This window comes from Empedobacter sp. GD03861 (assembly GCF_029840885.1).
Lineage (GTDB): Bacteria > Bacteroidota > Bacteroidia > Flavobacteriales > Weeksellaceae > Empedobacter > Empedobacter falsenii_B.
In genome coordinates this window covers 78150-92576 of sequence record NZ_JAOCDJ010000008.1, presented here as the reverse complement: position 1 = coordinate 92576, position 14427 = coordinate 78150, and the positions used below count along the sequence as shown (strand labels likewise).

The following is a 14427-nucleotide window of genomic DNA, read 5'->3' as shown; positions in this document are numbered from 1 at the left end:
CTTTTTTATTTAAACATTTGATATATTTTATCTTTTTCGTAACCTTCGATAGTTACTTTTTGATCAGTACTATAAAATGTATATTCTCTACGATTATCCGTATCTATAATATAATTCGGAAAAGATTTATTTGACCTTTGCATTCTTGCTTCTTTGAGATTTTTTCGATCCTTATTAGACATCAAAAAAGTCTTTTTATCAAGAATCAAAAAGTAATATTCTTTCTCTAAGAAATAATAGCCACTTGATGATTTTACAGTTAAGATTAATTTATTATCCATTACTTGATAAGTTCCTTCAGCAAAATCATAATTAGCATTATTGATTTCTTTACCGTTTTTATCTAACTCTACAATACAGTTATAAAAAACCGACTTGTATTTGAATTGTTGATTATTAAACAATTTCAATTCAAAGTTGCTATGTTTAAAGATTAAAGGAGTCGTCAATACTAATTTATCTTGCGCTTTTGTATTAATTGCAAGTAAAAATAATAATCCAACCAATAGTTTATTCCACAAATCCATATAACTGATTAACAATTATATAAATTTAAAGAAAATTATTTTCCTTTCATAAAAATCCAAGCCAATAAACCCCAACCGATAATCATAAATAGACCTCCAAGTGGCGTAATTGGCCCTAAAAATTTAAGATTTGCGTTCCAATGTTCTGCGAATGACAACAAATAGATACTTACAGAAAAAACAAATGTTCCGGCAATTAAACACCAAGCTGCAGAACGTTCTAATCCGTTATTAAATTGAAAATACATTCCAACAGCTAACAAAACAATTGCGTGATACATTTGATAACGTACTCCGACTTCAAAACTTGCTAATTTTTCGGCTGGTAAAATTTTCTTGAACGCATGAGCTCCGAAAGCGCCTAATATAACCGCCGTCATTCCGTATAATGAAGCAATTGTCAACACAAGATTTTTCATAAATTATCTCTTTTTATTTTATTCAGATTTCTTTTTTCCGGCAACAAAATCTTTCAGATAATATGGCTCGAAATACGCAACATCTTCAAATGATTTTTGGTTAAATTTTTCTTCCGCAACACGAATCATATCTTTTGCCGATGGAAAAGTTTGTATAAACGTAGCATCTAAATGCGCTAAAACTTCTTGACATTTTTCTGCTCCATCACCCACAAAAATAATTTTCTTTCCTTTCAATTCTTCAAAAGAAGTTTCATCGATTACTTTAGCTTCTGTTTCTGTTAACTGATTTCCTTGCTTATCAAACAAAGCTGTATAGACTTCCATTCGTCTTGCATCAATCATCGGAATGATATAATCGACCTCTTGATTCAATTGTGATTCCGCCAAAATTTGCAACGAATTAATTGCCATAAGTGGAATATCAGATCCATATGCAAAACCTTTGGCAGACGAAACGCCAATACGCAAACCTGTGTAAGAACCTGGGCCTTTTGAAACACAAACCGCCTCTATATCTTTCCAATTTATTTGCGCGCCTTCCACGCACCAATCCACAAACTGATTCAGTTTTTCACCATGTGCATAATTTTCATCACTTTCTTCAACCAAACATAGTTGAACGCCATCTTTAGCAATCGAAACCGAACAATTTTTTGTTGAAGTTTCTAAATTTAAGATTGTTGCCATGTTGCAAAGATACACAAGGAAAATTGATGTATAAAGTTTGAATTTATGATTTTAGAATAGATTTAGAAATATTTATTACACTCTGAAACTCTTTTATGAAAATAATTTTCAATAATTTGATTAATATTTTCTCTATTTACTTCATTTAACCTCTATTTTCCTTCCAACGTTATTGGAACGCCAGCATAGAAATCTAATACTTTTTGTTTGAAAATGTAATTGTATTTCGCTTGCAACATTTGCGATTCTGCAACCATCATATCATTACGCGAACGGTTAAAATCGTATTGATTAATGACTCCTGCATTATACGATTTTTGTGCAAAATCGTATGAAATTTTCGCATATTTTACCGCTTCTTTCGACGAGTCGTATGACGCATAAGAACTATTTACTTCGAAATACGCAGATTGAACATTTTTCAGCACATCTTGTTTCGATTGTAGAAGGTCAACTTTTGCTAAATCCTCGTTGATTAATGCTTTCTGAATATTAATTTTATAGGAATATTGATTCCAAATTGGAATACTCACACCAACTCCAAAAACGCCTGTTACATTATGTCCTAATTGCTCTAATAATGCATCTTGACGTAATCTTTTATTGAAATATTGTAGATAATTCGTTCCGAAATTGAAACTTCCTGTCACTTTTGGAAATAATGAAGTTCGCGCGATTTGAGTTTCTTTCGCAGCAACATCAATTTGCAATTCGGCATGTTTGACAGAAGGCTGATTTTGATAAGCCGTTTCCACCACATCATCCAAATTATACAATTGAGACATAACATTATCTGGAATCTTCACATCGGTTACAGCAAAATTTCGGTAATCATTTAATTGCAACAACATTGCTAAATTGAATAATGCTCGCTCTATTTCGATTTGTGCATTTACCACTTCACGAGTATTTGTCGCGACTTCAGATTCAGATTGAGCTACAACAGATTGAGCTACAGTTCCAGCTTTGAACTTTTTTTGATTTTGATCCAATAATTGCTTCGAAATAGTTAGATTTCCAACTGCAACTTGTTTCAATTCTTTGTTCAATAAAACCGCCAAATAATAATTTGCAACTTGTAACGAAATATCATTTATCGTCATCGCAGTTTGTACTTTCGACGCTTCTAATTCCAAAGCAGCTTTGTCTTTATTCAATTGAACAACTCCACCATTGTAAATATTAATGCTCGATTGTACGCCAAATGAATGCGCAAATTGATAATATCCCTTTTCTATTGTTGGATTATAAGTTCCGATTGTAAAGTTAGTATCTACATAACCCGAAACCGTTGGCAACCAAGCATTGTAGGTTAACTCTAAATTTTTATTAAAAATTTCTTGGTTGATGGTATTCTGCTGAACAGTCAAATTATTTTTCGAAGCATATTCAATACATTTTTCAATTGTCCATCCTTCTTGGGCAAACGAAGGAAGAGAAGTAATAAATAGTAAAGTAAAAAATAATTGTTTCATAGACTATTCTTGTCAGAAAATTAAAGATATAAAATAAGTCGAATTTCTAACCAAAATGTTACGAAATTCGACTTAAAGTTTTTATTTGGTTAAAATCTTAACCTTTAATTTTTGAAGCAATTGCGAATTCTTCTGCAAAAGCAGCGATTCTTTCTGCAACTTCTTTTTCCTCTGTTGCTCTTTCGTAAGAACTAGACATTGAAATTAAAATTTGGTGAAAGAAACGTTTCATATCATCTTGTGTCATTTCTTTTGTCCACAAATCGATACGCAAAGCCTCTTTTGCTTTATCATCCCAAACAGAAAGTAACATTGCTTTTGTTTCTTCGTGACTAATTCCACCGTCTGGTGCATTCCAAGTCATTTTTTCTGGTACGTGATTTTCGTCCAATTCAATCTCTACCGTAATATTTGTTGTTCTCATAACTTCTAATTATTAGTTTATTTCACAAAATGGTAAACTTTACCATCAATTGTTTTTGTTGTATAATTTGTTGAATTATTACTTTCTAAAGCTGGCTTATATTTAGAATCTTTGAAGATTTTTTGACCATCCATATCATCTAACAAAGCTTTCAATTCTACCTTCGGATTCTCTTTCATGTATTGGCGAATAATTTGCAAACCAATCCAAGCCGCAATTCTTCCTGGAGAATCTTGTTCTATTTCATTATTAAATTTTGAAAATGGACTAACTGCTAAAAAGCGTTTATCCAAAGAAGCATCTGAACTGAATACATAATTTTGCTCCACAAAAAAGTTCCAAATTTGACCTTCGTTCTCAATACACCACTGAATTTGTTCTGGCGTGTAACCAACTTTATATTCGTCTGGTGTATCTGTTAACAATGCATCTTGCAAAATCAATTTCTTCCCTTCATAAATCATTTTATCAATAAATAATTGATTTCTTGGGCTAAATGTTACCACATCATTCGCAATCGCATCAACAGCTTGAGAAGGCAAACGATTAAGATCTAAATTTGTGCGTAAATAACGTTCTACGCCAATGCTATCATATAATTTATTCTTTGACCCCAAATACGCATCCATCGCAATAAACATCAAGCCAGATTGCTGACTAAACATCACAGGATAATCTATATTTTGCAAACCTGATGAATAGGTATAAACCGTCGGAATTTTATATTCTGGAAAATAAAATTGGTAACGTTGAAACATCGGAGTTAACGATTCATTTAAGTTTTTAAAATCTCCAAAAACCTTTCGAGATTGTCCATAAATACTCAACTCTTCTTTATTACGACGTTGACTTTCCCATACGTCATCCGCAGTTTTTGCATCAAAAAAGAAAGGATAATCTTTTCGTAAAGCCGCTAAAGGAATCGAATCGTTAAAAAAATCTTGGCTGATATCATGAATATTCAACTGAACATTTTGTTCTTTGACATCCACTTCCCACGATTTTTCTTTTTTGCACGCAGTAAATAAAATTAAACTCGCAAAAGCTAAGCCATATACAAATTTCATTGCTTGGTTATTTAGCTAACAAAAATAGTAAAATAATCTGTAGTATTTTCAACCCTAATTTTTTTCATAATCTGCTATCTTTGAAATAAATTATTAAACTATGCAAACTGAAAAAGTTGTAGAATATATTGTTTCTTGGTTGAAAGATTATTTGGAAACAGCGCACCAAAAAGGCTTTGTGATTGGAATTTCGGGCGGAATTGATTCGGCTGTAACCTCAACGCTTTGTGCAATGACAGGTTATCCTTTGCTTAATTTGGAAATGCCAATTCATCAAGAAAAAAATCAAGCGGATAGAGCAAAACGTCATATTGAATGGTTAAAAAATAAGTTTTCGTCGCCAATCGATTCGATAGAAGTTGATTTAACCTCAACTTTTGACGCAATGGTTTCGGCTTTACCAGAAACAGAAACGACGGATAAAGTGAATTTAGCGTTGGCCAATACACGTTCTCGTTTGCGTATGGCAACGCTTTATTATTTTGCTGGTTTACACAATTATTTGGTTGCAGGAACTGGAAATAAAGTTGAAGATTTTGGCGTTGGTTTTTATACCAAATATGGTGATGGCGGTGTAGATCTTAGTCCAATTGCAGATTTGATGAAATCGGAAGTGTATAAAATTGCTGAGTTTTTAGGCATTAATACAGATATTCAAAAAGCAAAACCAACCGATGGTTTGTTTGGCGATGATCGTTCAGATGAAGATCAATTAGGAGCAAATTACGATGAATTGGAATGGGCGATGAAAGCGAAAGAAGCTGGAAAAACTGCAGATGAATTTGAAGGAAGAGAAAAAGAAGTTTTCGAGATTTATTCGAGATTAAATCGTATTAACCAACACAAGATGGTTCCAATTCCGATATGTGATATTCCTGAGGAGTTGATGAAGTAAGTTGCGGTAAGCGGTAAGCGGTAAGCGGTAAGCGGTAAGCGGTAAGCGGTAAGCGGTAAGCGGTAAGCGGTAAGCGGTAAGCGGTAAGCGGTAAGCAAAATTAATTTTTTCAATATAAAAGCAAGCGAAAGATTGCTTTTTTATTTGGGAGCGATGTTGAAACGAGTTCAACATAACTTACGTATAATGATAATGCCATTCTGAATACAGCCTTAGTAGAGTGAAGAATCTAAGATTCCTCATAGCATCGGAATGATATTTTCTTAGTTTACATTTGAGAAATCAAAAAAATATACTAAAAACAAAAAACTCAGTAATACTACTGAGTTTTTTTATGTTGTAAATAATATGTTATTGCAATATATGCGAGGGCGATTCCAGATAAGTTTGCCATTAAATCGACAAAATCAAAACTACGATGAAGTGATATTAAAACGCCTTGTAAAATTTCGATAAGAAAACTTACCAAAAACGGAATTATCATCAAACGTAGATTTGTTATTTTGTAAGCGACAAATAACAAAATCGTCATCATTCCAAACATTCCACAATGTACTATTTTATCAAAATTATCAATCTTAAAAAAGATTCCTAATTCTTCGATTGTACTTAATTTAGAGAAATTTTCTTGTGGAAGTAGCGTCAGATAAAACACCAACGCTACATATGCAAAAAATATTATTTTCTTTGTCTTATGCACCGATTAATTCTCCGTAAGCAGCTGCATCTAATAAAGTATCTAATTGAGAAGCATCTTCAATTTTAACTTTGATAATCCACCCTTTTCCGTAAGGATCAGTATTGATTAATTCTGGCTCACCTTCTAATTCAGTGTTAAATTCTACAACTTCACCGCTAATTGGCATAAATAAATCAGAAACTGTTTTTACTGCTTCTACTGTTCCAAATACTTCTTCTTGACCTAAAGTTTCTCCTTCTGTTTCTACGTCAACATAAACAATATCTCCTAACTCTCCTTGTGCGAAAGCTGTAATACCGATTGTTGCAAAGTCTCCTTCTACAGAAATCCACTCGTGATCTTTACTGTACTTTAAATTGTTTGGAATGCTCATAATGTTTGTTTTATTGTTTTTTAATTTCCGAATGTAAAGGTAGCACTAAATCCGGCACGAATTTGAGAAATTGGAAAAGCTGTTGAAATTTTATATTTACTCATCATCTGATCCCAATAGAATCTCAAGTTCAAATTCTTACTTGCGTTATAATCTGCCGTTAACTTAAACGTCATAATTCGTTGTCCACCTGTAATTTGCGAATCTCCATAAATACTTGTTGGTACGTTTGGATTTTGTACGTCATCAAAGTTATAAATTACTTTTCGAATTGTTGTTTGATTATCTCTTAAAGAAAAATCTCCACGAATATTTAAGTCTCCTTTGATTGTTTTCTGATTTCCTTGGTAACGAATTTTCATTTTGAAATCTTTGAAAATATATCCAAATCCAACAATATATTCAGATCCATAATCTTCTGTATACGTATAATTTGTTGTACTTAATGATAACAAACGATCTCTGTTATATTGCGCACGCAATTGCATACTGTTACGGAATGTTAAATCTACTCCAATCAATGGCGAGAAAGATTCGATCATCGTAACGGCTCCATATAAATTCTGTGTATAGTAATTTCCATTTTCATCTTTACCAGTCACTTGTCCACCACCCATAATTCCTGTATCTAACATGAAGTTTGGATTAGACTGAATTCCTGTTATTGTGTAAGTCGAATTATATGAACTCGAAACCTCAACATTATCAAAATATTTATTGATAATTGGAACAGATTTCAATCCTGTGTACGTTACGCGCCAGTTCGGAACAGGAATAGAACGATTGTATCCTAACTTCGACGAACCTGCATCTTTTCCTTGCACCGCCGCTAAAAAGGCTGGTAAAAGTACATCAGAACTTCTTGCATTAAATCCTTCGTAATAACCAAGTCCATCTACATTTCCGCTACCTCTTTTTTGTGCTAAACGTCCAGAAATAGTTTTAGTATTTGTTAGGAATTGCTCAAAAATTGCATCTCCATCTTTGAAAGCTGTTTTGATATTTACGGTCGAAATATTAAGATTTGCTAATTCATCAATGTAAGGATTTTCGACTGCTAAATTGAATCCTGAATGATAAATACGACGATCTTTTGTACGTTTTGCACTCAAATCAATTCGTAAATCTGGAATAGGCTCAATTAAAGCAGTTCCATTAAAATCAGAACCTTTTGTAATTTGATACGCATCTGTCATCAATTCATCACCAACAATCAATCCTCTTTCAACCAATTGACGTTTGATATCGAATTGTGTTCCATAAACAAAACCTAAACTTGGTCCATTTTTACCATCAACACCAAAGAAACCTGGCTCATACAATAATCCTGGAATTACTGCTCCATTTGTTTGATTAAATGTAAAATTAGCGCGTTTCAACGATGATAAAACCATCCAACCATAATCTTTTGCTGTAAATTTATGTTTGAATTTATAAGCTGATTTCTTATTTGTACGACGTTTTTTAGCAAATAAATTTGTATAAACTGTATTCAACGAATCTATTTCTGCTCGACGTCCTTTTAAGATCGAATCGTAACGTTTGTAACCTTTAAACTCTGGATAGAATTTCGTAAAATCTAAATCTCCCATCAAATTAATCGAATTCGAGTTTTGAGCTGTACCTCTACCTAAATCCGCAATTTGTGTTGATGTAGAACCATCAGGATTTGTAACTTCTGTCTCAAAATTTCTGTAAGCTGTAGAAGTTGCAATCCAGTTATAATTCGAAGTAAATCCAGCTTCAACATTCATCCAATTTAAATATGGGAAGAATTTTAAAGGTAATTTATAATTCACCTGAAATTGTTGATCGTATTGAACTGGACGTCCAATTGTGAACATATTTTGCCAAATCATATCTTGATCTGCACGCTGGAAAGTTGTTCCATCATTCAACGTCATTGTCGAAGATGTTAAATCTAAACGCAACGATTTTGTCAAATCAAAACCTAAATTATATTGCCAATTGAACAAGAAATTGTTACTATATGTAGGACTAATTAAACTCGATGAGCTTCCTCCACCTAAATATTGACTGATATCTCGATATTGTCTTTCACTGTAGGTACGCACAATCTCTGTACGGAAAGAGAAACGTGTTGGCAAAGGATTCACATTAAATTCACGAATAAATTGTAAATATTTTCCTAATTCCTCTTTTGGTTGAACCGCACGCCATTTTTTGAAAGGCTCGTACGATTTTCCTCTAAATCCGTAATTATAATTAATCGACGCTCTTAATTGTTGGTTGATGTTATATTGCGTATAAATATCACGGTAATAATTATCCGAATACATCATCGAAACTGAAAAGTTAGAAGGATCGTAAAAACGAACAGGGTTGTTGTTATTTGTTGATCTAACTTTTCGAATGTTATTAAAAGCAAAACTTTTAAACTGTGTATAAGTACGAACAACTTTTTCTAATTCAGCTTTATTAGGCGCTTCATCAAAAATAATATCATTGTCTAATGGATTATATTTTGGATCGACAAAACTTTCCTGAATTGTAAAATCGAACGGAATTTCCATTCCCCATTTCTTTGGTAAGAATTTGTCTAATTTTACTTGTGCATTCAACGCATATTGTAATGATTCGTCCTGATTACGATTTGCAGGACCTTGATCTATCGCACCAAAACCTACAGAACTTGTGCTTCCAGAAACTTGTACATTCGCAAAATCACCTAAATTGAACTGCACATTTGCTGAAGCTGCATAACCACCTTGGTTATCAATTTCGCTTAAACGAAGTTCATTTACCCAAAGTAAAACTTCTTTATCAGACGGTCCAGAAGTGTTACGAACCCCAATCATAATCGAAGAGACATTACCCAATGTTGGACGACCTTTTACATAAACCGTTTTGTTTGGATTCTCTTGATCAAAAGCAAAATTGAAACGTTGCAATGTACTGAAACCATCAGCATCCCTTTGTTTTTTAGCATCTGTAAACAAATCTGTATTCAGATCGATAAAGTTTTCATCTGGCCAAACTGTGCTTTCTGTTGCAGAACTTTGTGGCGTATATTTCAACGGCATTTCATATTCGTAGTAGTTATCTGTATAATCACTACCTACACGAATAAATAATTTTGTACCATTATCAATCGCATTTGACGCTCTATCTAATAAGTTTTGAGCAGATACAAACATTTGCAACTTTTTGTATCGACGCAAATCTAAATTTGTATTCTTAAAAATAGCTTTTGAAGTACTTCCTGGTTTAAACTTCGCTTTCAATGTCATCGAAGCTTCGTTCTGAGATTGATATCCCGTTGTTCCTTGTGTTTGTTCACGATAAACTCCAGGAGGAATCATATAACGAGGACGATCTGTACCATTTCGTTCGATACTTACCTCACCAATTTCTAAATCATCAATATTTTTATCCTCCTCATAACCTTCTTGATTACTAATGATATAAGGATAAATGTTTTTTGTATAACGACGCCATTCAGAACGAACTAAATCAAAAGTACCAAAACGTAGAGTTGTTTCTTCCTCGAAACCTCGCATCACCATACGCATAAAACGAGCAGCTGTTAACACACTTTCTGCTTGTGCAATAGACGCATCATTGTTTAACTCTTCTACTCCATCTCCGTCAAGATCTAAATCAAAGTTATCAACAGGAATACGAACTTGATACCATTTTACATCATGTTTCGTTTTGTCAGGAAATTCTCCCTGAACCGTTTTTCTTGCAACAATAAATTTATTGTTTGGATCTTCTAACGTTTGACGGTTAATTTTTAACGTATACTGATTATAGTTTTCTGTCTGATCTAAATTGAAATCGCCATTAATATCTTCTGTATCTGGCGTTAAAGATGATGCATGTAAAGGATTATCAGTTGAATTGTTTCCTTGCGGATTTCTGAAATAACGGTAACGATCTTGAACCGTATTCCCGATTGATGCACCTCTAAAGCGATCATCTAAGAAGAATAAATAATTATCATTTGCAGGATCTAATTCTCCTGTCACTAAATTATTACTCGTAATTCCATAACGTTGCGCTTCTTCCTCATCTGTTAATCCATTATAACCCAAATCTTGTTGTTTTCGGGCAGCTCCTTCCGTATCAAAAGCATATAAAATTGGATTTAACTGAGGTGTTAATCCCCATTTAGAAGCAACAGTCGCCGCACCATTTCCAGAATGAGGCAATCCATTTTCGTACATCATTTCGCCGTCTTTTAAGACGTCTTCTGAAACATTTCCTAAATGTACCAATAACTCTCCTTCTCCACCTTTTCCATCTGCATAAGGATCCATCATCCAAAACTCGATGTATTCCACATTCGAATCTTTGAAGTTAGAAACTGAAATAGGACGCATAATTGCTCCCCAGTTTTTCGTATCTACTGCATTTGGATTAACATTATAAGGTCCACGTTCTTGCGGATAGAATGTCATATCAAATGTGCTGATGTACGAATTTGTACCAGCCATTACATCACGTTGATCAAAAAGCTCTTTTAACTTAATGCGACGTGCCATGTGTGTTGACATTTGTTGATCTGTTAAAGGCGAACTTCCTCCCATACCATAAAAACGAGGATCAATCGTGTACCATGATAACATACGACGACCATTGTTGAATGATAAATCGTCATTTTTCATTCCATTTGGGAAGAACGGGTGGTAACCAGAAGCAGAATATCCAGCAGGTTTTCCTGGTGTTGATCCAAATTTCCATGAACCAACATCTAATAAACTAATGCGCGATTGTGCATCTTCGAAATCGTCTATATAAGAATAACCTCCTGTCACTTTGTTCATTCCTGGCATCAAATAAGCCGCCTCTGCCTGAACACTAATGTTCGACATTTGGTCCGTTTTGATTCCCGGAATTTTATTTGTTAAACGAGTTAACCACTCAGCTTCTGAGTTATATTGTGTATTAAGTCCAACAATTGTGTTATTCACAGGTTCTGAACCAAATTGTGTTTTTTGCGTAACTGGACGTTCTTGGTAATTAATTAAAGTTCCGCCTAACATAAACTTATCACTAAATTTATGCTCGACATTAATTCCCATGAAACGTTTTTTCTGTAAATTAAATGTAGATTGATTTTCTAAAGAAACATTAATTGGTGCTCCAGAATTTTTCAATTGTTCATTAATGATTTTTACACGCCCCAACTGATAATCTACCGTATAATCTACGCCTTCCGTCAACGTTGCTCCACCAGAAGTTACTTTAACAGAACCTTGCGGCACATTGAAAGCGCCCAACGGAATACCATCTGTCACCGTTCCTTTGTAACGACCTTCTAACGTATAACGATTAGCTAATTTTTCGCCAGAAAGTGTATTTGGTAATTGACGATAAATTTGATTAAAAACATATTCTTCATTTTGACCTTTTAATTTATTGCTCAAATATTTACCAAAAGGTTCAACAGAAGTGAAAATAATATTTCCTCTTTCTGTATCAATTGTTAACCCTGGTTGAAAATCAAATAAACCATCACCTTTACTTCCGTCAGGATTTTGTTGTAATTGTCCGTTCGAATTTAATCTATCCATGTTCAGAACTTGAATTAACGATTGTTCTGAAACAGCAGAATTTGGTAAGTAATTTAATTTTCCAGAAGATTGTTCACCATTATATTTGAAATTAATATTCATCAAGAAATCTTCACTCGAAACACCATAAGCATTTAACGAATAAATATTTTTCATCATCAAATCCCACATTGGCGAAGCCACATTAACTGCAGAATTTGGTTTGATTAATTTCGCGATAATTGGTTTATCTGTCTCACTCGACATTTGTCCAACTTTGTATAATTTTGTCGGATCAGAGCTTAACGAATACTGAAACGAAACCGCTAACAAATCTTCACCATCAACCAAAGGCGTATTCAAGGAAATGTATCCTAATTTTGGATAGAAAGTGAATTCGGAAGCATCAAGTTTACGAACATTTTCGTTGACGATAAAGTTTTCTCCATCCTGAAATTGTTCTCCATTGAAAGAATATCCGTTCAAATAACTTCTTGCATCACTAATCTTAGTAAAACCTTGAGAATTAATCTCATTAAATAAGGCATTACTACTATTTTGAGGCGCTGTATCACCTTCTGCAATATCTCGCAAAGCGATAATAGAACGTCTATTCTGTTGATTCCCTCCAGATTTATCAACTTTCCAAACCTCAATATTACTGATATTGATATTACTGTTAACTGCAGGATAATTTGCTAACGCTCTATCGTAACTATTTCTAAAAAATTGACCTAAGAAAAAGTGTCTATTGTATTCATATTTTTCGGCAGCGACTTTAAAATCAGTCATCACACCACCTCCTTGAACCACGATATTTTTAGATTCTGAACGTTGTTCTGAAAAGACAGCCGATACATTTGTACGACCGAATTTAAGATCTGTTCTAACTCCAAAAAGTGATTGCGCACCTGTAATCAACGAAGTACTAAGTGGCATCGAAATATTACCAACCTCTATATTTTGTAGGATATCATCTTCACCTCCAAATGGATCCAATTTATTCCCTAAAGCCTTTCTCCACTGAAGTTTCATTTGATTTTCGAAGCCAAAACCAGCTTGCGTATCATAATTCACTTTCATCTGAAGATTTTCTCCGACTTTACCTAAAATACTCAATTGCATACGTTGGTTAAGATCCATTGTAAGCGTTTGACGGTTTTGCGGTAACAACATTGGATTGTCTATCTTTTGCAAGAAAACACCCAATTCTAAATTTGCATAACCTTGCGGAATCAATGAAATTTCTGATCCACCAAAAATAGTTTCGAAAGCTTTAGATTTCACCTTAAAACTTGGTAAAATACTTCCTTCTTTTTTTCCTTCCTTATCTCCAAAACGTTCTTCACGATAAAATTGATCGTTGGTTTGAGATTTTACTCGGAAATAATTTTTCATGTCTTGATTCTGAACCAAAGTCAGGTATTCTTGACGTGTCAAATAGATAGGTTCGGAAACTAAACTTGTTCCAATTTGAGGATATAAAATATACTGACGCTTTATCGCATCATATTGTACATCGTATTTTATTTGATTATCTAAAAACAATCCACCTTTTTGATCTCGGATAGGAAACTTAAGCGTATCACTTTCCTGAGCCATAACATCGCTCATAGTTCCCATTGCAAAAAGGAAACACAAAGCCGCTATAGTAGAGCCTTTACGAATAGTTTTTGGTTCGTTATGAATCTTCATTAAATTTTCTTCAAGGTTTCTTTTACTAAGAATTCCACGTCTGCATCTGGCTGATCTTGTAGGATTTTGTCCATGATTTTCTCTGCAGATTTTTTAGGAATTCCTAAAACTTCTAAAGCAGATAACGCTTCATTCTTAGATTTATTTTTAACCGAAGTAGAATTAACATCTAATATTAAATTTTGATCCAATTTATCTTTCAAGTCAATGATGATTCTTTGCGCTGTTTTAGCTCCAATTCCTTTTACACTTTGCAATAATCTGGCATCTTCTTGAGCGATTGCAGTTGCAATTTCTTTGGAAGAAAGTGTAGAAATAATCATCATTCCAGAAGCTGGACCAACACCGTTAACACTAATTAATTTCTGAAAAATTTCTCGTTCTAATTTTGTTGCAAATCCATAAAGTATATGCGCATCTTCGCGAACAATCAAATGTGTAAAAATTGTAACCAACTCTTCGTGTTCTAAAGTAGAATATGTATTCAATGAAATATTGACCCAATATCCGACCCCATTACAATCTATTACAGCATTTGTTGGATAAATCTCGATTAATTTACCTCTTAATTGTGTTATCATTTTGATGTTTATTTAGTTACACACATATAGTGATAACGTCAAAAATACGATTTATTTTGTAA

11 protein-coding genes are annotated in these 14427 nt (G+C 33.5%); 1 reads left to right on the top strand and 10 read right to left on the bottom strand.

The genetic code is table 11. The features are described from left to right. Nucleotides 1–5: 5 nt before the first annotated feature. The 6 genes from N5D03_RS06520 to N5D03_RS06495 all read right to left on the bottom strand — a co-directional run bounded on the left by N5D03_RS06520 (nucleotide 6) and on the right by N5D03_RS06495 (nucleotide 4602). Entirely contained in the window at nucleotides 6–527 is a 522-nt protein-coding gene (locus N5D03_RS06520) for a hypothetical protein (protein ID WP_280051220.1), read from the bottom strand. A 35-nt stretch (nucleotides 528–562) separates the two neighbouring features. Then, nucleotides 563–946: a DUF423 domain-containing protein gene (locus N5D03_RS06515; RefSeq protein WP_280049058.1), complete on the bottom strand. Its 384-nt coding sequence runs from the start codon at nucleotides 944–946 to the stop codon at nucleotides 563–565. Nucleotides 947–964: 18 nt separating this feature from the next. Further along, entirely contained in the window at nucleotides 965–1636 is a 672-nt protein-coding gene (tsaB, locus tag N5D03_RS06510) for a tRNA (adenosine(37)-N6)-threonylcarbamoyltransferase complex dimerization subunit type 1 TsaB (protein WP_038335034.1), read from the bottom strand. Between the two features lie 152 nt (nucleotides 1637–1788). Then, nucleotides 1789–3111 (bottom strand): TolC family protein, encoded by a 1323-nt coding sequence (locus tag N5D03_RS06505; protein WP_280051219.1) that lies wholly within the window; start codon nucleotides 3109–3111, stop codon nucleotides 1789–1791. A gap of 97 nt (nucleotides 3112–3208) precedes the next feature. Then, a complete protein-coding gene (gene gldC / locus N5D03_RS06500) occupies nucleotides 3209–3535 on the bottom strand; it encodes a gliding motility protein GldC (protein WP_038335027.1) in 327 nt (108 codons plus the stop codon). A 17-nt stretch (nucleotides 3536–3552) separates the two neighbouring features. Beyond that, the gene (locus N5D03_RS06495) at nucleotides 3553–4602 is read right to left on the bottom strand and encodes a gliding motility protein, GldB (protein WP_125349894.1); all 1050 of its coding nucleotides are present in this window, start codon (nucleotides 4600–4602) and stop codon (nucleotides 3553–3555) included. 100 nt (nucleotides 4603–4702) lie between these two features. Between N5D03_RS06495 and nadE the strand changes: the two genes are divergently transcribed. Then, nucleotides 4703–5497 (top strand): NAD(+) synthase, encoded by a 795-nt coding sequence (gene nadE / locus N5D03_RS06490; RefSeq protein ID WP_280051217.1) that lies wholly within the window; start codon nucleotides 4703–4705, stop codon nucleotides 5495–5497. Nucleotides 5498–5816: 319 nt separating this feature from the next. Here the strand turns inward: nadE and N5D03_RS06485 are convergent, their stop codons facing one another. The 4 genes from N5D03_RS06485 to ruvA are packed head-to-tail and all read right to left on the bottom strand — an operon-like array spanning nucleotide 5817 to nucleotide 14365. Beyond that, a complete protein-coding gene (locus N5D03_RS06485; protein WP_280051215.1) occupies nucleotides 5817–6197 on the bottom strand; it encodes a VanZ family protein in 381 nt (126 codons plus the stop codon). After that, nucleotides 6190–6570, bottom strand: coding sequence for a glycine cleavage system protein GcvH (gene gcvH, locus N5D03_RS06480; RefSeq protein WP_219033849.1), 381 nt, complete (start codon nucleotides 6568–6570; stop codon nucleotides 6190–6192). Before gcvH ends, N5D03_RS06485 begins: the two co-directional genes overlap by 8 nt. Nucleotides 6571–6590: 20 nt before the next feature. Continuing rightward, nucleotides 6591–13784 carry a cell surface protein SprA gene (gene sprA, locus N5D03_RS06475; protein ID WP_280051213.1) on the bottom strand — a complete coding sequence of 2398 codons (7194 nt, stop codon included), beginning with the start codon at nucleotides 13782–13784 and terminating at the stop codon, nucleotides 6591–6593. Continuing rightward, complete coding sequence (ruvA, locus tag N5D03_RS06470) at nucleotides 13784–14365, bottom strand: Holliday junction branch migration protein RuvA (RefSeq protein ID WP_219033851.1); 582 nt, start codon at nucleotides 14363–14365, stop codon at nucleotides 13784–13786. The genes sprA and ruvA overlap by 1 nt, the downstream gene beginning before the upstream one ends. Nucleotides 14366–14427 lie beyond the last annotated feature (62 nt).